This is a genomic window from Burkholderia mayonis, from assembly GCF_001523745.2.
GTDB lineage: Bacteria > Pseudomonadota > Gammaproteobacteria > Burkholderiales > Burkholderiaceae > Burkholderia > Burkholderia mayonis.
In genome coordinates this window covers 1071283-1091534 of sequence record NZ_CP013386.1, presented here as the reverse complement: position 1 = coordinate 1091534, position 20252 = coordinate 1071283, and the positions used below count along the sequence as shown (strand labels likewise).

Genomic DNA, 20252 nt, shown 5'->3' with positions numbered 1-20252 from the left:
TCCGCGCCGGCGGCCCACGCATCGATTCACGGACGGAACGGAACCCATGTTCTCAGCGGCAATCTTCGATATGGACGGCCTGCTCGTCGACTCCGAGCGGACCATCATGAACACGTGGATCGACGTTGCGCGCGCTCACGGCGTCGCGCTGTCCTCCGCCGATTACCTGCAGATCGTCGGCCGCTCGTTTCGGGAAGGCCAGACGGTTCTCGCCGGACTGCTCGGCGACGACGCGTTCCGCTCGGTGTCCGCGCAGGTGCGCGAGCAGCTCGCCGCGCCGCTGCCCCATCCGAAATTTCCGCTGAAGACAGGCGCGCATGCGCTGCTGAGCACGCTCGCCCGTGCCGGCATTCCGTGCGCGGTCGCGTCGTCGTCCGCGCGCGACGTGATTCGCACGCGGCTTCACGCGGTCGGCGTACTGGAATTTTTCGCCGCGATCGCGGGCGGCGACGAAGTGGAACGCGGCAAGCCCGATCCGGCCGTCTACCGGCTCGCGGCCGAGCGGCTGAACTTGCCGGCGCACGCGTGCGTCGCGTTCGAGGACAGCGATTTCGGCGCACTCGCCGCGACGCGCGCGGGCGCATCCGTCGTCACCGTGCCTGACCTGAAGGCGCCGACGCCCGAGATCGTCGCGCTGAGCCTGCGTGTGCTCGCTTCGCTCGACGACGCGGTCGCACTCGTGCCGGCGTGGTTCGGGCCGCGCGCCGCACAGCTCGCGTGAGTCGGCGCGGCGCCCGCCGCACGAGTACGGGCGTTCGAAGACAATCGCAAGAACGCGCGGGCGGCATCCGAGGAAAATCGATGCCGCCCGCGCAAGACATGAGCACCGGCGCGCAAAGCGCCCGCACGGCGCTCAACGATTGTTGACCGTCTCCGAGAACCGCTTGAGCATCGCGACGCGCGCACCGATCAGATCGACCCGTTCATCCTCGCTGATGAGCGGCGTCATCGCGTCGCGAAACGCCGCCCACTCGCGCTGCGCCTGCACGAGCGCCGGCAGCGAAGCCGCGGGCATCCGCGACTGCAATTTCGCGTAATAGCGGTTCATGTCGAAGAGTGCGTGCTCGCACGCCGCATCGCGCATGCAAGGCCGCACGCGATGCACCGCGCCCTTGCCGCCGCCCGGCTGCGCATAGCGGTCGGCCACGCCGCGCAGTGCGCGCGCACGATCGCGCACCGGCTGCAACCGCATGTCGGCGCTCGCCATCGCGTACATCGTCCCCTGCGTCGTCTCGTAGACCGCGCGCACCAGATGCGCTTCGTCCTTGCGCCACGCGAGCCAGCGGCGCTGGCTCTCCTGCCAGCCGCGCCGCGCATCGGCGGGCGCCGCCTTCTGCAACCGCTGGTACGCGGCGTCGACTTCAGCGAGCCACTGCTGCCGCGCCTCGTCCATGCACTGGATCTGGCCGACGGTCGACGAGCGGTCGCGCCGCGCGAGACACTGGCGCATCGCGACGTCGATCGGATCGGCCGCCGCGACCTCGGCATGCGCCGCGCCCGCCGCCAGCCAGGCGGCCAGCGCGACGGCGGCGAAGCGCACGAGCGTCTTCCGGACTTCGATCATCGTCAGCCGCGCACGCAGTCGACGTAGTACTCGGTGCGGCCGTTCATCTCTTCCGCGACGAGACCGTGGATGTCCGTATGGAAGCCCGGGAAGCGCTCGTTGAAATCGCGCGCGAACCGCAGGTAGTTGACGATCGTCTTGTTGAAGCGCTCGCCCGGGATCAGCAGCGGAATGCCCGGCGGATACGGCGTCAGCAGGATGCTCGTCACACGGCCTTCGAGCTCGTCGAGCGGCACGCGGTCGATCTCGCGGTGCGCGAGCTTCGCGAACGCGTCGGACGGCTTCATCGCCGGCTCCATGTTCGACAGGTACATCTCGGTCGTGAGACGCGCGATGTCGTTCGCGCGATACACGTCGTGGATCTGCGTGCACAGGTCGCGCAAGCCGACGCGCTCGTAGATCGGGAACTGCGCGACGAACTCCGGCAGCACGCGCCAGAGCGGCTGGTTGTTGTCGTAGTCATCCTTGAACTGCTGCAGCTCGGTGACCATCGAGTTCCAGCGGCCCTTCGTGATGCCGATCGTGAACATGATGAAGAACGAATACAGGCCCGTCTTCTCGACGATGATCCCGTGCTCGGCCAGGTACTTCGTGACGATCGCGGCCGGAATGCCGGTCTCGCCGAACTCGCCGTCGACGTCGAGCCCCGGCGTGATGATCGTCGCCTTGATCGGATCGAGCATGTTGAAGCCTTCCGCGAGCGGGCCGAAGCCGTGCCAGCGGTCGTTCGGCTTCAGCAGCCAGTCCGCGCGCGAGCCGATGCCTTCGTCCGACAGGTTGTCCGGGCCCCATACGCTGAAGAACCAGTCGTCGCCGTACTCGGCGTCGACCTTGCGCATCGCGCGGCGGAAGTCGATCGCCTCGGCGATCGATTCCTCGACGAGCGCGGTGCCGCCCGGCGGCTCCATCATCGCGGCCGCGACGTCGCACGACGCGATGATCGCGTACTGCGGGCTCGTCGACGTGTGCATCAGGTACGCCTCGTTAAAGCGATGGCGGTCGAACGTGCGGTTCTCCGAATCCTGCACGACGATCTGCGAAGCCTGCGAGATGCCCGCGAGCAGCTTGTGCGTCGAGTGCGTTGCGAACACGAGCGCGCCGGTGCGCGGCCGGCCCGCGCCGATCGCGTGCATGTCCTGGTAGAACGGATGGAACTCCGCGTGCGGCAGCCACGCCTCGTCGAAGTGCAGCGTGTCGAGCAAATCGCCGAGCAAGTCCTTGATCTGCTCGACGTTGTAGACGACGCCGTCGTACGTGCTCTGCGTGATCGTCAGGATCCGCGGCTTCAGGTTCGGGTTCTTCTTCAGCGCCTCGCGCGCGAACGGATTCGCCTCGATCTTCTTGCGGATGTTCTCCGGCTTGAACTCGTCGCGCGGGATCGGCCCGATGATGCCGAAGTGATTGCGCGTCGGCGTGAGGAACACGGGGATCGCGTGCGTCATCGTGATCGCGTGCAGGATCGACTTGTGGCAGTTGCGGTCGACGAGCACGATGTCGCCCGGCGCGACGGTCGCGTGCCAGACGATCTTGTTAGACGTCGACGTGCCGTTCGTCACGAAGAACAGGTGATCGGCGCTGAAGATCCGCGCGGCGTTGCGCTCGGATGCGGCCACGGGGCCCGTATGGTCGAGCAGCTGGCCGAGCTCGTCGACCGCGTTGCAGACGTCCGCACGCAGCATGTTCTCGCCGAAGAACTGGTGAAACATCTGGCCGAGCGGGTTCTTCAGGAACGCGACGCCGCCCGAGTGGCCCGGGCAGTGCCACGAATACGAGCCTTCGTCCGCGTACTTGACGAGCTCCTTGAAGAACGGCGGCGCGAGCGAATCGAGGTAGACCTTCGCTTCGCGGATGATGTGGCGCGCGACGAACTCCGGCGTGTCCTCGAACATGTGGATGAAGCCGTGCAGCTCGCGCAGGATATCGTTCGGCAGGTGGCGCGACGTGCGCGTCTCGCCGTACAGGAAGATCGGGATGTCCGCGTTGCGGCGGCGCACTTCGGTGACGAACGCGCGCAGTTCGATGATCGCGGTCGCGAGTTCGGGCAGTTCGCCGTCCGGGCCGGTTTCGCCGAGCATGAGTTCGTCGTCGTCGATCGACAGGATGAAGCACGACGCGCGGCTCGACTGCTGCGCGAACGACGTCAGATCGCCGTAGCTCGTCAAGCCGAGGACTTCGACGCCCTCCTTCTCGATCGCTTCGGCAAGCGCCCGGATGCCGGAGCCCGAGATGTTCTCGGAGCGGAAATCTTCGTCGATGATGACGACGGGAAAACGAAACTTCATGGGCGATTCTCCAAAAAGAACGACCGCGGCGCGAGACGCGCAGCGGTCACCCGGAAACTGGTCGGTGTTCCGATATGCAACCAGATCAGGTTTTCGGCAGCGTGACACCGCGCTGTCCCTGGTACTTGCCGCCGCGATCCGCGTACGACACGTCGCACACCTCGTCGCTCTCGAAGAAGAGGACCTGGGCGACGCCTTCGTTCGCGTAGATCTTCGCGGGCAGCGGCGTGGTGTTCGAGAATTCGAGCGTCACGTAGCCTTCCCATTCGGGCTCGAACGGCGTCACGTTGACGATGATCCCGCAGCGCGCGTACGTCGACTTGCCGAGGCACACGGTCAGCACGGTGCGCGGAATGCGGAAGTACTCGACGGTGCGCGCGAGCGCGAACGAGTTCGGCGGGATGATGCACACATCGCCCTTGAAATCGACGAACGAGCCTTCGTCGAAGTTCTTCGGATCGACGATCGTCGAATTGATGTTCGTGAAGATCTTGAATTCGTCCGCGCAGCGAATGTCGTAGCCGTAGCTCGACGTGCCGTAGCTGACGATCTTGCGGCCGTCTTCGGCGGTGCGAACCTGATCGGGCACGAACGGCTCGATCATCTTGTGCTCTTCGGCCATGCGCCGGATCCACTTGTCGGACTTGATGCTCATAAAAAGGCGCCGGAAAACGCTGCGTGTCTGGATGGATGCCGCCGAACGGTCCGGCGGCCATGAAAGGCGCACATTTTACGCGATCGGGAACGGACCGGCCCGCGTCATTGCCGCACGACGCCGCACGCGAGCGCAGGCCCCGCGCCGTGCTGCGGGAACGCCGGATCGCTCGGGTCGCGGTGGACGAGCACCGAGCGGCCGAGCACCGAGCGCACGCCGTCGAGCGCGACGTCGGGCGCGACGATGAAGCCCGCCGCGACGCCGTTCGCATCCGCGTGGATGTTGCCGAGATCGCCGCCGACGCGCGCGCCCGCGCGCAGGCGGTCCGCCGCGGGCGCGAACACGGCACCCGCGCTCGAGCCGTCGGCGGCGTTGCAGTCGCCGCGCTCGTGGACCTGCAGCGCGTGATCGCTGTTGGGCGGCAGGCCCGCGAAGTTGTACGTGACCTGCACGCCGTCCGGACGTTCGGCAAGCGTCACCGTACCGCGCGCCTGGCTGCCGACCGTCGGCTGGAGCAGCGCGTCAGCGCGCTTTTCGTGTTGCGATGCAAACGTGGTGCAGCCGGCCAGGAGGCCGATGGCGGCCAGGACAAGCGGCGCATGGCGCGCGAACCAGCCCGGCACGCCGTCGAGTCGTCGTTTCATGCGATCCTCATGCCGGGCGGAACGCTCGGACGAGCGCCCGCCGGGCCGGTAAAGGGACCTTCGGGAAAGTCGTCATGATACCGTGACTCGCCGCGCCGCAAACACCGTCCGACGCGGCCCTGACGGGGATTTTACGTATTTTGAACAACGATCGTCGGAAACTTCGACGACATGTCCCTCGCACGCTCGGCGATCGCGATCGCGACGCCCCGCGCGATCGCGCGGTAGCGCTCGGCGAGCTTGCCGCCCGGGTCCGCGGCGACGGTCGGCGCGCCGCTGTCCGCCTGCTCGCGAATCCGGATGTCGAGCGGCAGGCTGCCGAGCACGGTCACGCCGTACTCCTTCGCCATCCGCTCGGCGCCGCCCGCGCCGAAGATGTGCTCCTCGTGCCCGCAGTTCGAGCACACGTGGATGCTCATGTTCTCGACGATGCCGAGAATCGGGATGTTCACCTTCTCGAACATCTTGAGCCCCTTCTTCGCGTCGAGGAGCGCGATGTCCTGCGGTGTCGTGACGATCACGGCGCCCGTCACCGGCACGCGCTGCGCGAGCGTCAGTTGGATGTCGCCCGTGCCGGGCGGCATGTCGACGATCAGATAGTCGAGCGCGTGCCAGTTGGTCTGACGCAGCAGCTGCTCGAGCGCCGACGTCGCCATCGGGCCGCGCCACACCATCGGATTGTCCTCGCCGACCAAAAAGCCGATCGAGTTCGCCTGCAAACCGTGGCCGACGAGCGGATTCATCGACTTGTTGTCGGGCGACTCCGGCCGGTCGTGGATGCCGAGCATCGTCGGCAGCGACGGGCCGTAGATGTCGGCGTCGAGGATGCCGACCGACGCGCCTTCGGCCGCGAGCGCGAGCGCGAGATTCACGGCCGTCGTGCTCTTGCCGACGCCGCCCTTGCCCGATGCGACCGCGACGATGTTCTTCACGTTCGGCAGCAGCTGCACGCCGCGCTGCACCGCATGCGCGGCGATCTCCTGCGACACCTCGACGCGCGCCTCGCGCACGCCCGGCACCGCGGCGAGCGCCGCGTCGACGCGCGCGCGCGCGTCGACGAACTGGCTCCTCGCCGGATAGCCGAGCACGACGTCGGCCGAAACGGCGTCGCCGTCGATCGTCACGTTGCGAATGCCGCGGTGCGCCGCGTACGGGCGGCCGGTGTTCGGGTCGACGACTGCCGCGAGTGCGGCGTCGACGAGCGCCCTGTCGATACTCATCGAAACTCCGTGGGAACGTCGCTCAAAATCGCCCATAAGGTCAATAATCTTCAAATATCCGGGCGAAAAGCGAGAAAAGTGAAAGAATTTATTGCACGCCATTGCGTAAAGCCGACTTGCGGCGCAATCTTCGCGGGCGGCGCGCTTCGGGGCCACATCGGGGCCATACCGCCTATATTGTAGAGGCTGGGGCGCGCTTGGTCCGAACAGCCATCCTGGCAAACGGGGCTTGTCGCATCGGCGGCAGGCTCCGCGGCCGGGTGCCGGACGGATCGAGGCGCTCGCGCGTCCGCACGCCGGCGCGCGGGTCCCCCCGCCGAAAGAGCAGTTCTTTTTTGTTCTTGTCGAGTCACTCAAGAGAGGAAACCAAGATGAATACCAAAATCGCGACGCGCTTGTCCGTTTTCGCTCTCGCCGGCGCCCTGCTGGCGGGTTGCGCGACCCCGCAAGGAACCAACACGGCAGTCGGCACGGGCACGGGCGCCGCGCTCGGCGCAGGCATCGGCGCGCTGGCTGGCGGCGGCAAGGGCGCGGCGATCGGCGCCGGCGTCGGCGCACTCGTCGGCGGCGTGACGGGCTACAACTGGCAAGCGATCAAGAACAAGCTCGCGCCGTCCGCGCAGCAGACGGGCACGCAGGTCACCGAGCAGCCGGACGGCTCGCTCAAGCTGAACGTGCCGAGCTCGGTCACGTTCGCGACCAACCAGTACGCGGTCACGCCGGCGTTCACGCCGCTCTTGAACGACCTCGCGTCGACGCTGAACCAGAACCCGCAGATCACCGCATCCGTCGTCGGCTACACCGACAGCACGGGCTCGGCGGCGCACAACCAGACGCTGTCGCAAAATCGCGCGCAGAGCGTCGTGAACGCGCTGTCGCAACGCGGCGTCACGGGTGGCCGTCTGTCGGCGCAAGGCATGGGCGCATCGAACCCGATCGCCGACAACGCAACGGAAGCCGGCCGCGCGCAGAACCGCCGCGTCGAGATCTACCTGCGCGCTCCGCAAGCGGCGCAGTAAATCCGACTGCTGGAGAATGGCGTGCCGAGCCCCGCCGGACAAGGCTTTCGAGGCCGCTTGTAACAACTCGAAAAAAATTTCGAACTTCTTGCGAGCGGCGGAGTCTGTCTTTACGGTACGTGACGGTGCTGCCGGCGCGTCACCATTCTCCTCTTGTCGTTGTTGCTCCGGGGCCACATCCGCCCCGGTTTTTTTTGCCCGCGCGACGCCGTTCTGCGTCGCAACATCCGACCTGCCGGCTCCGCCGTCGCCGCACATCGCTCAGCCGACGCAAACATAGCCGCTTTACCAAGAGCTTTCAATTCAAAAATATTACGGCGCGTGACGCGCCGCGCGCGCGCCGGCGAGCGCCGCATCGCAACCCCGCTCGACAGGCGCAACCGCGCGCCGTCCGCCCGTACTTCGGCTGGCGGCCGCCCTGCTAGAATCGCAGCTTCCCTACGATTTTCCGCAAGCAGTCCCTTCAGAGACCCTATGTCCGCATCCGACCTCACCTCCGTGCAGGCCGGCGCGCCGCAAGGCCGCCGCCAGATCCTCGTCACGTCCGCGCTGCCCTATGCGAACGGGCAGATTCACATCGGCCACCTGGTCGAGTACATCCAGACCGACGTCTGGGTGCGGACGATGCGAATGCACGGCCACGAGATCTACTACATCGGCGCGGACGACACGCACGGCACGCCCGTCATGCTGCGCGCCGAGCAGGAAAGCGTGACGCCGAAGCAGTTGATCGAGCGCGTGTGGCGAGAACACAAGCGCGACTTCGACAGCTTCGGGGTCTCGTTCGACAACTTCTATACGACGGACTCCGACGAAAACCGCGTGCTGAGCGAGAAGATTTACCTCGCGCTGAAGAACGCCGGCTTCATCGCCGAGCGCGAGATCGAGCAGGCTTACGATCCCGTCAAGGAAATGTTCCTGCCGGACCGCTTCATCAAGGGCGAGTGCCCGAAATGCCACGCGAAAGACCAGTACGGCGACAGTTGCGAAGTGTGCGGCACGACGTACCAGCCGACGGATCTCGTCAATCCGTACTCGGTCGTGTCGGGCGCGACGCCCGTGCGCAAGACGTCGACGCACTACTTCTTCCGGCTGTCCGACCCGCGCTGCGAGGCATTCCTGCGCGAATGGGTGAGCGGCCTCGCGCAGCCCGAAGCGACCAACAAGATGCGCGAATGGCTCGGCGACGCGGGCGAGGCGAAGCTCGCCGATTGGGACATCTCGCGCGACGCGCCCTACTTCGGCTTCGAGATCCCCGGCGCGCCCGGCAAGTATTTCTACGTGTGGCTCGATGCGCCCGTCGGCTACTACGCGAGCTTCAAGAACCTGTGCGAGCAGCGCGGCATCGATTTCGACGCGTGGATCAAGAAGGACTCGACGACCGAGCAGTATCACTTCATCGGCAAGGACATCCTGTACTTCCACACGCTGTTCTGGCCCGCGATGCTCGAGTTCTCGGACCATCGCACGCCGACCAACGTATTCGCGCACGGCTTTCTGACGGTCGACGGCGCGAAGATGTCGAAGTCGCGCGGCACCTTCATCACCGCGCAGAGCTACATCGACACGGGCCTCAACCCTGAATGGCTGCGCTACTACTTCGCCGCGAAGCTCAACGCGACGATGGAAGACATCGACCTGAACCTCGAGGACTTCCAGGCGCGCGTGAACAGCGACCTCGTCGGCAAGTACGTGAACATCGCGAGCCGCGCGGCGGGTTTCCTGATCAAGCGCTTCGACGGCCGCGTGCAGGACAGCGCAATGAACCATCCGCTCCTCGCGGCGCTGCGCGATGCGATCCCGCAGATCGCCGCGCACTACGAAGCGCGCGAGTACGGCCGCGCGCTGCGCCAGACGATGGAGCTCGCCGACGAGGTCAACGGCTACGTCGACACGGCGAAGCCGTGGGAGCTCGCGAAGGACCCGGCGAACGCGGCCGCGCTGCACGAAACCTGCAGCGTGAGCCTCGAGGCATTCCGCCTGCTGTCGCTCGCGCTGAAGCCCGTGCTGCCGCGCGTCTCGGAGGGCGTCGAAGCGTTCTTCGGCGTCGCGCCGCTCGCGTGGGCCGACGCGAACAAGCCGCTGTCGTCCGAGCAGCCGATCCGCGCGTATCAGCACCTGATGACCCGCGTCGATCCGAAGCAGCTCGACGCGCTCCTCGCCGCGAACCGCGGCTCGCTTCAGGGCGCCGCCGCGGCGGCAGCCGATGCGGGCGCGGCGGGCGGCAACGGCGCGAAGAATGCGAAGCGCGTGAAGGATGCGAAAGCCGCGCCCGCCACCGACGACGCAGTGCCGATCATCGCGATCGACGACTTCGCGAAGATCGATCTGCGCATCGCGAAGATCGTCGCGTGCGAAGCCGTCGATGGCTCCGACAAGCTGCTGCGGCTCACGCTCGACGTCGGCGAGAAGAAGACCCGCAACGTGTTCTCCGGGATCAAGTCGGCGTACCAGCCGGAGGATCTCGTCGGCAAGCTGACGGTGATGGTCGCGAACCTAGCGCCGCGCAAGATGAAGTTCGGCGTGTCCGAAGGGATGGTGCTCGCCGCGTCGGCAGCCGACGAAAAGGCCGAGCCGGGCCTCTACATCCTCGAGCCGCATAGCGGCGCGAAGCCCGGCATGCGCGTGAAGTAAGCGGCGACGCACGTCGCCGCGATGCATCCGGAGGGCCGCGACAGCGGCCCTCCGCGTTTTTGCGCAGGCGCGCGGCAATGCGCGATCACACGCTCGCGTCACCGCGGCTTCACGCCCGTCACGAGGCTGAAGTCTCCGACGCTCGGAATCGTCTCGATCGACGTGAAGCCGGCGTCGGCGAGCATCGCCGACAGCGCGCCGATCACATGCGCGCCCGAGCCGCCGCCGACGTCGAGCATCACGCGACGCCCCCGCGTCACCACCAGCGATCGAAGCGCCGCGTGTAGTTGAGGTCAACGCCCTGGAACGTGCCGCCATACGCGGATATCGCCCAGAATCGCGTCAGGTTGATCGTCGCCTTGAACGCGTTGCTCGCCGACTGCAGCCCCTGCTCGTAGCCGAGCACGAAGCGCTCGTTGATCGCCTTCGACACGAGCACGACCTGCGGATCGGTCAGGCCGACGTCGCTGCGGCCAACCGACACTTCGTCGAGCCCGACCGTCTGCGCGACGCGCTTGCCGGTCGCGCTGCCGAGTAGCGCGAGCGCCGTCGTCATCGCATTCTGCTGGCCGAGGTTGTTGCCCTGGTCGGTGCCGTGGCCGAACAGCAGCCACGACAGCTTTTCGTTGTCGTTGACGTTCGGTTCGGACACGAGCCTGACGGCGGGCGACTGCACCGTGCCCGTCACTTGCACGCCCGCCTCGACTTCCTGATTGCGGCGCATCGCGAGGATGTTGATTCCCGGATTCGACACCGGCCCGTTGAACGTGAAGAAGCCGTTCTCGATCGAGAGCTTGCGGCCGAACGACGTATAGGTCGAGCCTTCCGCCACGCGCACGTTGCCGACCGCGCGCAGCGGCACGCCGGGCGCGCTCATCACCGTCACCGTGCCGGCGAGCCGCAGATCCGCGCCGTGCCCCTTGAAGCGGAAGTCGCGGCCGAGGCCGATGTCGATGTTCGCGCGCGGCGCGAGCGACGGCGCGGGCTTCTCGGTCACGGGCGCCGGCTTCGCGATCGCGGTGCCCGTCTTCGTCTCGCCGCGCTCGAGGCTGCCCGGACGCACGATCACGACATCGTCCGACAAGTGCGGCGCCGCCTCCTCGGGCAAATCGAACAACGCGCGATCGACGGTGAACTTGCCGTTGATCGCGATGCCGCCGCGCGGCGTGTCGTTCTCGACGACCGCCTTGCCCGACAGCGACAGCTTGCGGTCCGGCGCGGCGAAAAGCTCGAGCTTGTCGGCGACGATGCTCGCCGTCAGGTCCGGCTCGCTGCCGTCGAGCCGCACGCGGCCGATCGCGCGCAGCGTGCCGTCGCCGCCGTGAAACTCGACTTGCTCGAACTCGACGAGGTTCTCGGTCAGCTTCACGCGGACGATCCCGTCCTTGAGCTGCACGCCCTGGTCGACGAGCGTCGCCGACAGGTTGTCGCCCGAGAGCGTGCCCGACAGCTTCGGCTTCGCGGGCGTGCCCGCGACCGTCAGCTTCAGCGCGGCGCGCCCGTCGAGCAGGTAGCCTGGGCCGAACAGGCCGCCCGTCGACTTCAGCGCCGGCACGTCCGCGTCGATGCGGCCCGTGAGCGGACCGTCCTCGGCGACGCCGAACACACCGTCGCGCAGCGCGAACGGCACGGCGACGCTCGCGTCGAGCGTGCCGATGCGGGTCGCCTGCGCGTGCGCGGTTGCGTTCAGCCGGTTGCCCGGCATGAACGTCGCGCGCGCCGACAGATCGCCGATGCCGAGCGACGCGACGCCGCGTCCGGTTGCGATCGTCACGTCGCCGCTCCTGCGCTTGATCTGCGCATGGCCGGCGGCGGTGTCGCCGAGCGTGACGTCCCAGTCGCCGTCGAGAATCAGATCGGTGCGCAGCGGCGAGCGGTTGCCCGTGAGTTCCGCGCGGATCTCGAGCGCGCGCGCCACCGACAGGTTCGTGATCGAGCCCGCCGTGCGCAGCTTGCCGCGCTCGAGCGCGAACGATTTCAGGTCGAGCGTCGCGCCTTCGACGGACAGCTTCGCCGCGCTCAGCGTCACGTGCCGCGCGCCCGCCGAGATCGCAAGCGGCGTGTCGAGCGAGATCGACGGCGTGCCGCGGTTCGACAGGCGCGTGACGGTGCCGTCCCAGCGCATCCCGTCGCGCGCTTCGACCACTCCGCCATTTGCTGCGATGGCGAGGTTGATCACGCGGCCTTCTGCGATGCCGACCGCGCTCGCATCGAACGTGTGCTTCGCGCGCGTGCCGTTCAGATGCGCGGACAGCGTCTTCAGGTTGATCGAGCCGAGCGCGATGTCGTTCGCGTCGGCGGTGAACACGAGCGCGCCTTTCCCGCCGTCGCGAATGTCCGCGCGGCCTTGCGCCGCGCCGATCCGGTTCGAGCCGAACACGACGCCGCTCGCCGTGTATTCGGCGACGACGTTCGGATGCGCGAACGAGCCCGTCAGCTCGCCGTTCGCGCGCACGAGGCCCGCGAGGCCGAAGCCGAGACGCTCGAGCTGCGGCGCGTCGACGGAAAAGCGCAGCCGGTCGCCGGGCGCGCCGAAGCTGCCGCGCAGGTCGACCTGGTTGCCCGCGATCGACAGGTTCGCGCTGCTCGGCAGGACCCGCGAGCCCGCCATCTGCACCGTGCCTTCGCCCGTCATCGGCAGGCCGTCGTAGACGCTGTCGCCGAGCTTGAACTGCGCTTTCGTCGAGAAGCCGGGCGCGAGCGCGCCCGTCGCCGCGAGCGTGCCGTTCACGCGCGCCGCGCCCGCGCGCGGGCCGGCCGATGTCTGCGCGATCTTCGCGTTGCCGCCGCGCTTGCCGCCCTTCGCTGGCTTCGCGCCCTTCGCGCCTTTGCCGCCGTCCGGCTTCGCGGCCGACGACGCGCCGGCCGCCGCCAGCGCGAGCGGATCGAAATCGACGAGCTTCGCCTTCAGGTCGTAGGTCGAGCGCGCGTCGTGCTCGAGCACGCCCGCGAGCTCGACGCGCCCCTTGCCCGCCGTCACGCGCGCGTCGGCGATCGTCGTCTGCTTCGCGTCGAGCTTGATCTTCGCCTTCGCGCCGAGCGCGAGCTTCGCGTCGGCGAGATCGAAGTCGATCGTCTGCGCGCCGTGCTCGAGCGCGACGCCGACGGGCCCCGCGAGCCGCATCGGCCGCAGCACGGCGACGAACGCGTTCGGATCGAGATTCGCGACCTTCAGATCGAACTTGCCGCGGCCGCTCGCGAGCGCGCCGCTGCCCGTCACGCTGCCGTCGCGGATCGTGCGCACCTCGAGCGCGTCGATGCGCTGCGCGTGCGCGTCGAGCCGCACGTTCGCGTGCGCGTCGACGAGCGGCAGCAGTTCGTCGCCGAGCGTGCCGGGCTTCGCGTTGACGATCGACACCGAGCCCGTGACGACGAACGCCTTCGGTGTCTTCGGATCGGGCGTCGCGGGCTCGAGCTGCGCGCGCACGGCGAGATCGGCGACGGGCGCGCTCGGCGACAGCGCACGCGGATTCACGTGATCGAACACGATCGATGCGCGCGTGAGCGGCACGTCGCCGAACGGCGCGGCCTCGACGTGCGCGCGGCCCGCGAGCTTCATCCCCGAAGCGTCGAGGTCCGCGGCGAGCGCTTCGAGCGAGCCCGACACGCGTGCGCGCGCATCGACCGGCTCGCCCGACAGCTTGCCCGCATAGGTCGCGCCGCCATCGATCGCGAACGGCCGCACGCCGTCGAGCCGCGCGTTCGCGGTCAGCGCGCCGAACGGCGTGTCGAGGCGCTCGATTGTCGCGTCATGGCGACGGCCGTCGCTCGCGCCGCGGAAGATCAGGTTGTCGAGCTCGGTCGTCGAGCCGGCTTCGTGGATCAGCAGCTTGCCGAAGCGCAGATCCTCGATGGCGAGTTGCAGCGGCAGTTGCAGGTCCTGTGGCATGACCGTCGGCGAAGGCGGCGAAGGCGCGATGCGCACGTCGATCGAACCCGCGCGCAGCGACGCGATCGTGAAGCGCCACGGCGCACGCGTGAGCGCCCAGCGTCCGGCGACGCGATCGATCCTCACTTCGGTGCCCGAACCATCGGGGCTCGTCCACGCGAGCTGCGTTAGCCGCACGCCGGTCGCGAGCGTGCCGCCTTCGAGCGTGCCCGAAAGCCGCCCGCCGAGCAGCTTGACGGCCGCCCGCCACGCGAGCTGCGTGCCGCGCTCGGTCGTCGCGGCGGCGAAGAGCGCGCCCGCCGTCGCGACGACGAGCACGACGACGACGAGCGCCGTCCACGCGAGCACGGCGAACGCGCGCCGGCCGCGCGAGCGTCTGTTCGGCGCGGTATCGCGCGGGCCGTGGGGCGCGCCGCCGTCCGGCGCGTCGGGTGGAGTCGGGTCGGATACGTCCTTCGTCATGCCAAATGAAAAATCAGAATGCGATGCCGAGCGTCAAATACGGACGCACGCTCTTGTTCTTCAAGCCGTAAGCCAGATCGAAATTGACCGGGCCGACCGGGCTGCGCCAGCGCATGCCGACACCCGCGCCCGGATAGAACACCTTCTCGCCCCACGCGTCGGTCGCCGTGCCGATGTCGAAGAAGGTCGCTGCGCCCCAGTCGCGATTGAACCAGTGCTGGTATTCGGCCGTGCCCGTCACGAGATACTTGGTCGGCAGCACCGAGCCGTCGACCGAATTGCCGATGCTCTGATAGCCGTAGCCGCGCACCGAGTTCGAGCCGCCCGCGCGGAAGAGGAGCGACGCCGGCACGCCCGACGAGCTACCGCTCGTAAACACGCCGCCCAGCTCCGCGCGAAACACGAAGAGATCGCGCTTGCCGATCGGCATGTATTGCTGGCCGCGCGCGTAGCCGCGAATGAACGTCTGGTCGGTCAGCACGCCCTTCACCGCGAAGCCGGCTTCCGCATGGATCAGGTTGCCCGAGCGCGGGAACAGCGGATCGTCGACGTCGCGGCGCGTCCACGCCCATTGCGGGACGAGCGCGCGGCTCGTCGTCGGGCCGGCGCCGTTCTGGTCGAGCCGGTCCTGATAGAACATCAGCGAGTACGTATAGTCGATGAACTGGCCGGCGCGCGTGCGCTGCGCACCGACGCGCGCGCTGTAGATCCGCGTGCCCGACACGTTCGTGTTCGTGTACGACGCGAGGATGCTGTTGGTCCACGCGCGCGGGCCGGGCGGCATCGAAAGCTGGACCTGCCCGTACTGCTGGATCTTGTCGATCCGCCCCGACACCGACAGCGGCCACGCGGCGCCGAACGTGTCGAGATACGTGTACGAGCCCTGGATGTGCGGCCCCGTGTCGGTCGCGTAGCCGATCCCGCCGCGCACGCTGTTGTACTGATACTCGCTGACCTTCACGTGCACGGACGTGTCGAGCGGCCGCGCGACGTCGTCCGATACGTCGATCGCGACGCTCGCGTAGTACGGCGTGTTCTGCAATTGGCGCTGCAATTCGGCGATGCGCTTCGCATCGTAGATCTCGCCGGCGGACAGCGGATTCACGTTGCGCACGATCTTCTCCGGATAGCGGCGCACGCCGGACACGTCGAGCTCGCCGAGCGTAAACGTCGGCCCGCTGTCGAACGTCACGGCGAGCCTCGCCTCGCGCGTGCGCGGATCGACGCGCGCCTCCGACGCGGTGATCTTCGCGCCGAGATAGCGGCGCGCCTGCAATTGCTTGAGCGCCGCGTTCTTCGCGTCGTCCCAGCCGGACTGCGTGAACGCGTCGCCCGGCTTGAGCGAGAACGCGAGGCGCGTCGCCGTCTCCTGCTTCGGGTCCTCGCTCGCGACCGGGCCGTCGAACGTCAGATCGACGGCCGACACGACCGTCTGCGCGCCCGGCTCGACCGACACCGTCACGCGGCGCTCGCCGCCGCGCGTGCGCACGTCGGTGCGCACGACGGGCGAGAAGTAGCCAGCCGTCGCGGCAAGCTCGCGCACCTGTTGCGGCGTCGCGGTCACGAGGAATTCGAACTGGTCAACACTCAAGTCCTCGCGCTTCGCGAAGCGGGCGATGTCGAGGTGCTGCTTGAGCAGGCTCTTGACCGAGCGCGGCGCGTCGATCTCGACCGCGTACTTCGCGAACGCGGGCGCCGCGAGCGCGGCCACGCAGCCGGCGAGCAGCACGCGCAAGCCACGCCGCGCAAATGCGCGCCATCCGGGCGCCCGGCTCGACGCGCCGCGCGCGGCGCGCGAAAAAGCATGCTGTCGTGGTGCCCGCCCTGCCAAACAAGACCTCCGCTGTAAGAATATCGTCGGACCAACGCCGTCATTTGAACACAGTGCCGTGGGCGCAGAACGCGCTTTCGGCCACATTGCCGCACGACGATCGCGCTTTCGACGCCTTTTGCCGCCGGCTGTTCCCCGCGTTGCGGTAAAATCCCATCGATCGCATTCGCGGGCGCGCCGCGCCCGGCCCAGAACGGAAAGCCAAGCCATGCCGTACCAGTCCGACATCACGCAATTCCTGAATCAGCTGAAGCAGCAGAAGCCGACGCTCGAAGAAGAACAGCGCAAGGGCCGCTCGCTGCTGTGGGACAAGCAGCCGATCGACCTCGACGAGCGCGACACGCAGCAGCAATCGAGCGTTCGCCAGACCTCGTACGTCTACTACCAGAACTTCTGACGCCGTGAGCGCCGCCGACGAGGCCAGCGCCAGCGCGCAGCCCGAAGACGCGATCGCCGCGCCCGCAGGCGCGGATTCGACGCCCGACACGGTCGACGGCGTCGCGGCGTTCGCTCGCCTGTATGGCGAGCCGCTCTTCAAGTTGCCGCAGGACCTGTACATCCCGCCGGACGCGCTCGAAATCTTTCTCGAAACGTTCGAAGGTCCGCTCGATCTGCTGCTGTACCTGATCCGCAAGCAGAACTTCAACGTGCTCGACATCCCGATGGCGGACGTCACCGCGCAGTATCTCGGCTACGTCGATCAGATCCGTGAATCGAACCTGGAGCTCGCGGCCGAGTACCTGCTAATGGCGGCGATGCTGATCGAGATCAAGTCGCGGATGCTGCTGCCCGTGAAGAAGGCGGACACGGGCGAGGAAGCGGAGGATCCGCGCGCCGAGCTCGTGCGGCGCCTGCTCGAGTACGAGCAGATGAAACTCGCCGCGCAGCGCCTCGATCAGCTCCCGCAGCTCGGCCGCGACTTCCTGCGCGCCGAGGTGTACATCGAGCAGAGCATCACGCCGCGCTTCCCGGACGTGAACGCCGACGACCTGCGCGCCGCGTGGGCCGACGTGCTGAAGCGCGCGAAGCTCGTCCAGCATCACAGGATCTCGCGCGAGGAGCTGTCGGTGCGCGAGCACATGAGCCTCATCCTGCGCAAGCTGCAGAACGCGCGCTTCATGGAGTTCGCCGATCTATTCGACACGTCGCGCGGCATGCCCGTCGTCGTCGTCAACTTCATCGCGATGCTCGAGCTCGCGCGCGAATCGCTCGTCGAGATCACGCAGGCCGAGCCGTTCGCGCCGATCTACGTGCGGCTCGCTTATCTGCCGGCTTGAGCGGCTGCGCGCGCGCGTCCGTCGTTCGGCCGAGCGCCGGCTCTTTTTTCGAATATGGCGGCTGGTTCGGCGAGCCTTGCTCGGGCGTTTGAGCCTGGACCGGGTCGTTTCCTCTGTAGATTGCCGCTTCGGCGCATGCGCGCCGCGCGCTCGCCGGCGTCGATTGCCGCCACCGTCAACGGCGTCGGCCGTCGATACGAATCCGCGTCTCTTTGTATTGATTCGCCGATTCGCACGCGCGCCGTGTTTGCGGGCGATCCGCCATCCCCGGCTCCGGTCGCGTGCTCGCCGTTGCACGCGCTCGTCCGGCCGCGTGTTGCCGGTCCGCGCCTGACACGCCCGCTCCGTTGAAACGCGCCTGGCCGATGCGGCTCGCCCTCCCGCTTGCCGTGTCCCGACCGTTCCGCCGCAGCGCGTGGTTGCGCCGCCACCGCACGCTGCGGGTTGTCGAAGTCGCCACCGCACGCTGCGCGTCGGCGGCTTCGACAACGTGCTCGCGTCGTCGACATGTCAGCCCTACCCTATTTGATTGCCGCTCCCGCGCCTCGCCTTCGCCGATTAAAGTGAACGATCGTGCTTTTATCGATGCGCTAAAACGGCAAATCCTCTACAATCGCCGACGCTCGACGCCCTGCGCGGCGCCCGGCCACGACGATCCAGACCACGCCGCCTCGCGCGGCCAACGCGCGCACCGCGCGAGGAACCGCCAACTCATGAAAGTCATCAGCTCGATCCAGGAACTGCGCGACCAGCTGCGCGGCCAGAACCGCATCGCGTTCGTGCCGACGATGGGCAACCTGCACGAGGGACACCTGTCGCTGATGCGGCTCGCGCGCCAGCACGGCGATCCCGTCGTCGCGAGCATCTTCGTGAACCGGCTGCAGTTCGGACCGAACGAGGACTTCGACAAATATCCGCGCACGCTGCAGGACGACATCGAGAAGCTGCAGAAGGAAAACGTCTACGTGCTGTTCGCGCCGACCGAGCGCGACATGTACCCTGAGCCGCAGGAATATCGCGTGCAGCCGCCGCACGATCTCGGCGACATCCTCGAAGGCGAGTTCCGCCCGGGCTTCTTCACCGGCGTGTGCACGGTCGTCACGAAGCTGATGTCGTGCGTGCAGCCGCGCGTCGCCGTGTTCGGCAAGAAGGACTACCAGCAGCTGATGATCGTGCGCCGGATGTGCCAGCAGCTCGCGATACCCGTCGACATCATCGCGGCCGAAACCGTGCGCGACGCCGACGGCCTCGCGCTGTCGTCGCGCAACCGCTATCTGAGCCCGGCCGAGCGCGCGGAAGCGCCCGAGCTCGCGAAGACGCTCGCGCGGGTGCGCGACGCAGTGCAGGGCGGCGAGCGCGACCTCGCGGCGATCGAGCAGCGCGCGGTCGACAGCCTCGCCGCGCGCGGCTGGAAGCCCGACTACGTGTCGGTCCGCAGGCGCGCGAACCTCGTCGCGCCGAGCGCGGCCCAAACCGAGGCGGGCGAGCCGCTCGTCGTGCTCGCGGCCGCGAAGCTTGGCGCAACGCGCCTCATCGACAATCTGGAAATCTGACGGCCGGCCGCGCAGCCGACCGCTCATCGTCTGGTAGCACCAAGGGAGCCATCATGCAGCGCCACATGCTGAAATCGAAGATCCACCGCGCGGCGGTCACGCACTGCGAGCTGCACTACGAAGGCTCGTGCGCGATCGACGAAGACTTGCTCGAAGCCGCGAACATCGTCGAGAACGAGCGGATCGACATCTGGAACATCAACAACGGCGAGCGCTTCTCGACGTACGCGATCAAGGGCGAACGCGGCAGCGGGATGATCTCGCTGAACGGCTCGGCCGCGCGCCGCGCGCAATTGGGCGACCTCGTGATCATCGCCGCGTTCGCGATGATCGACGAGGAAGAGCTGAAGGCGGGCTGGAAGCCGGATCTCGTGTTCGTCGGCGACGACAACAAGATCAAGGGCAGCCGCGACCACGTGCCGACGCAGAACTGGACCTGAACGGCGTTCGGCCGGCCGCTCGAGTCAATGCCTCGCCGCGAACGCGCGAGGCCCCGAAACCGCCGACGCGCCCAAACCGCCGGCTCCCGCGAGCCGCGCGGCCGACAGCGCACCGGCGTGCTACTTCTGCGCCCATTCGACGATTGGCAGCCACTGCTCGAGATCCTTCTCCACGCGGCTTTTCGCAACGTCCCACAGCGTGAGGCCGTGCGCGGCGAGCTGCACGTAGTTCTGCGTGTCGCGCAGATAGCCGAGCACCGGCAGATCGAGCCCCTCGACGAAGCGGTGCAGTTGCTCGGCCGAGCGCGTGCGCGCGTCGACCCGCATCCCGACGATTCCCACTTCGATCAAGCCCTTCTTCACTGCCTTCTCGCTCGCGAGGCGCTGGAGGAATTGCTGGGTCGCAAGGATATCGAACATCGACGGCTGCAGCGGCACGATCACCTTGTCGGCGAACTCGAGCGCGACGTTCATCCGATTGCCATGCAGGCCAGCCGGCGTGTCGACGATCGCGTATTCAAGGCCGCGCGGCGGCTTCGCCGGCGAATCGGGATCGAGCGCCCAGGTCTCGATCGCGGGCAGCGCGGCCGGCCGCAGATCGAGCCACGCGTGCGCGGACTGCTGCCGGTCGAGATCGGCGAGCGCGACCCATGCGCCCTGCGCCGAAAAATACCCAGCCAGATTGGTGGACAGCGTGCTCTTGCCTACGCCGCCCTTCGGATTCGCCACCACGATCACCGTCATGAATTCCCCCGAAGAAGCCGCGCGGCGCGACGCCCGGC

At 67.8% G+C, this 20252-nt stretch carries 16 protein-coding genes; 7 read left to right on the top strand and 9 right to left on the bottom strand.

The window, feature by feature from the left end; all coding sequences use genetic code 11:
* The first annotated feature begins 46 nt into the window (after positions 1 to 46).
* On the top strand, positions 47 to 721 hold the full coding sequence (locus WS70_RS05445; RefSeq protein WP_059597282.1) for an HAD family hydrolase: 675 nt from the start codon (positions 47 to 49) through the stop codon (positions 719 to 721).
* A 132-nt stretch (positions 722 to 853) separates the two neighbouring features.
* Here the strand turns inward: WS70_RS05445 and WS70_RS05440 are convergent, their stop codons facing one another.
* The 5 genes from WS70_RS05440 to apbC all read right to left on the bottom strand — a co-directional run bounded on the left by WS70_RS05440 (position 854) and on the right by apbC (position 6365).
* Complete coding sequence (locus tag WS70_RS05440) at positions 854 to 1564, bottom strand: lysozyme inhibitor LprI family protein (RefSeq protein WP_059597283.1); 711 nt, start codon at positions 1562 to 1564, stop codon at positions 854 to 856.
* 2 nt (positions 1565 to 1566) lie between these two features.
* Positions 1567 to 3846, bottom strand: a complete 2280-nt coding sequence (locus tag WS70_RS05435) for an arginine/lysine/ornithine decarboxylase (protein ID WP_059469194.1) — start codon at positions 3844 to 3846, stop codon at positions 1567 to 1569.
* Between the two features lie 85 nt (positions 3847 to 3931).
* Entirely contained in the window at positions 3932 to 4501 is a 570-nt protein-coding gene (dcd, locus tag WS70_RS05430) for a dCTP deaminase (protein ID WP_010102234.1), read from the bottom strand.
* Positions 4502 to 4605: 104 nt separating this feature from the next.
* Complete coding sequence (gene sodC / locus WS70_RS05425; RefSeq protein WP_059469195.1) at positions 4606 to 5145, bottom strand: superoxide dismutase [Cu-Zn]; 540 nt, start codon at positions 5143 to 5145, stop codon at positions 4606 to 4608.
* A gap of 131 nt (positions 5146 to 5276) precedes the next feature.
* On the bottom strand, positions 5277 to 6365 hold the full coding sequence (gene apbC, locus WS70_RS05420; protein WP_059469196.1) for an iron-sulfur cluster carrier protein ApbC: 1089 nt from the start codon (positions 6363 to 6365) through the stop codon (positions 5277 to 5279).
* A gap of 371 nt (positions 6366 to 6736) precedes the next feature.
* On the opposite strand from apbC, the gene WS70_RS05410 reads away from it, so the two are divergent.
* Complete coding sequence (locus tag WS70_RS05410) at positions 6737 to 7384, top strand: YiaD family glycine zipper/OmpA-like lipoprotein (protein ID WP_059469197.1); 648 nt, start codon at positions 6737 to 6739, stop codon at positions 7382 to 7384.
* A gap of 474 nt (positions 7385 to 7858) precedes the next feature.
* Entirely contained in the window at positions 7859 to 10018 is a 2160-nt protein-coding gene (gene metG / locus WS70_RS05400) for a methionine--tRNA ligase (RefSeq protein ID WP_059597284.1), read from the top strand.
* 98 nt (positions 10019 to 10116) lie between these two features.
* Here the strand turns inward: metG and WS70_RS31360 are convergent, their stop codons facing one another.
* The 3 genes from WS70_RS31360 to WS70_RS05390 are packed head-to-tail and all read right to left on the bottom strand — an operon-like array spanning position 10117 to position 16200.
* On the bottom strand, positions 10117 to 10278 hold the full coding sequence (locus WS70_RS31360) for a hypothetical protein (protein WP_156437904.1): 162 nt from the start codon (positions 10276 to 10278) through the stop codon (positions 10117 to 10119).
* Positions 10275 to 14369, bottom strand: a complete 4095-nt coding sequence (locus tag WS70_RS05395; RefSeq protein ID WP_059597285.1) for a translocation/assembly module TamB domain-containing protein — start codon at positions 14367 to 14369, stop codon at positions 10275 to 10277. The genes WS70_RS31360 and WS70_RS05395 overlap by 4 nt, the downstream gene beginning before the upstream one ends.
* Positions 14370 to 14382: 13 nt before the next feature.
* Entirely contained in the window at positions 14383 to 16200 is a 1818-nt protein-coding gene (locus WS70_RS05390; RefSeq protein ID WP_059597286.1) for an autotransporter assembly complex protein TamA, read from the bottom strand.
* A gap of 208 nt (positions 16201 to 16408) precedes the next feature.
* Here WS70_RS05390 and WS70_RS05385 point away from each other — a divergent pair, with 208 nt between their 5' ends.
* From WS70_RS05385 to panD, 4 genes are all read left to right on the top strand, one after another.
* On the top strand, positions 16409 to 16597 hold the full coding sequence (locus WS70_RS05385; protein WP_059469201.1) for a DUF3460 family protein: 189 nt from the start codon (positions 16409 to 16411) through the stop codon (positions 16595 to 16597).
* Between the two features lie 4 nt (positions 16598 to 16601).
* Positions 16602 to 17477, top strand: a complete 876-nt coding sequence (locus WS70_RS05380) for a segregation and condensation protein A (protein ID WP_059469202.1) — start codon at positions 16602 to 16604, stop codon at positions 17475 to 17477.
* A gap of 713 nt (positions 17478 to 18190) precedes the next feature.
* Entirely contained in the window at positions 18191 to 19030 is an 840-nt protein-coding gene (panC, locus tag WS70_RS05375) for a pantoate--beta-alanine ligase (protein WP_059469292.1), read from the top strand.
* A gap of 53 nt (positions 19031 to 19083) precedes the next feature.
* Entirely contained in the window at positions 19084 to 19470 is a 387-nt protein-coding gene (gene panD, locus WS70_RS05370) for an aspartate 1-decarboxylase (RefSeq protein ID WP_059469203.1), read from the top strand.
* A gap of 120 nt (positions 19471 to 19590) precedes the next feature.
* Here panD and WS70_RS05365 read toward each other — a convergent pair whose 3' ends face one another.
* Positions 19591 to 20214: a ParA family protein gene (locus WS70_RS05365; RefSeq protein WP_059469204.1), complete on the bottom strand. Its 624-nt coding sequence runs from the start codon at positions 20212 to 20214 to the stop codon at positions 19591 to 19593.
* Between the last annotated feature and the right edge of the window lie 38 nt (positions 20215 to 20252).

What these genes read in the sequence shown, in the direction of transcription:
- WS70_RS05445 (WP_059597282.1), top strand. Translation starts at nt 47, where the DNA reads ATGTTCTCAGCGGCAATCTTCGATATGGACGGCCTGCTCGTCGACTCC.
- WS70_RS05440 (WP_059597283.1), bottom strand. Translation starts at nt 1,564, where the DNA reads ATGATCGAAGTCCGGAAGACGCTCGTGCGCTTCGCCGCCGTCGCGCTG.
- WS70_RS05435 (WP_059469194.1), bottom strand. Translation starts at nt 3,846, where the DNA reads ATGAAGTTTCGTTTTCCCGTCGTCATCATCGACGAAGATTTCCGCTCC.
- dcd (WP_010102234.1), bottom strand. Translation starts at nt 4,501, where the DNA reads ATGAGCATCAAGTCCGACAAGTGGATCCGGCGCATGGCCGAAGAGCAC.
- sodC (WP_059469195.1), bottom strand. Translation starts at nt 5,145, where the DNA reads ATGAAACGACGACTCGACGGCGTGCCGGGCTGGTTCGCGCGCCATGCG.
- apbC (WP_059469196.1), bottom strand. Translation starts at nt 6,365, where the DNA reads ATGAGTATCGACAGGGCGCTCGTCGACGCCGCACTCGCGGCAGTCGTC.
- WS70_RS05410 (WP_059469197.1), top strand. Translation starts at nt 6,737, where the DNA reads ATGAATACCAAAATCGCGACGCGCTTGTCCGTTTTCGCTCTCGCCGGC.
- metG (WP_059597284.1), top strand. Translation starts at nt 7,859, where the DNA reads ATGTCCGCATCCGACCTCACCTCCGTGCAGGCCGGCGCGCCGCAAGGC.
- WS70_RS05395 (WP_059597285.1), bottom strand. Translation starts at nt 14,369, where the DNA reads ATGACGAAGGACGTATCCGACCCGACTCCACCCGACGCGCCGGACGGC.
- WS70_RS05385 (WP_059469201.1), top strand. Translation starts at nt 16,409, where the DNA reads ATGCCGTACCAGTCCGACATCACGCAATTCCTGAATCAGCTGAAGCAG.
- panC (WP_059469292.1), top strand. Translation starts at nt 18,191, where the DNA reads ATGAAAGTCATCAGCTCGATCCAGGAACTGCGCGACCAGCTGCGCGGC.
- panD (WP_059469203.1), top strand. Translation starts at nt 19,084, where the DNA reads ATGCAGCGCCACATGCTGAAATCGAAGATCCACCGCGCGGCGGTCACG.
- WS70_RS05365 (WP_059469204.1), bottom strand. Translation starts at nt 20,214, where the DNA reads ATGACGGTGATCGTGGTGGCGAATCCGAAGGGCGGCGTAGGCAAGAGC.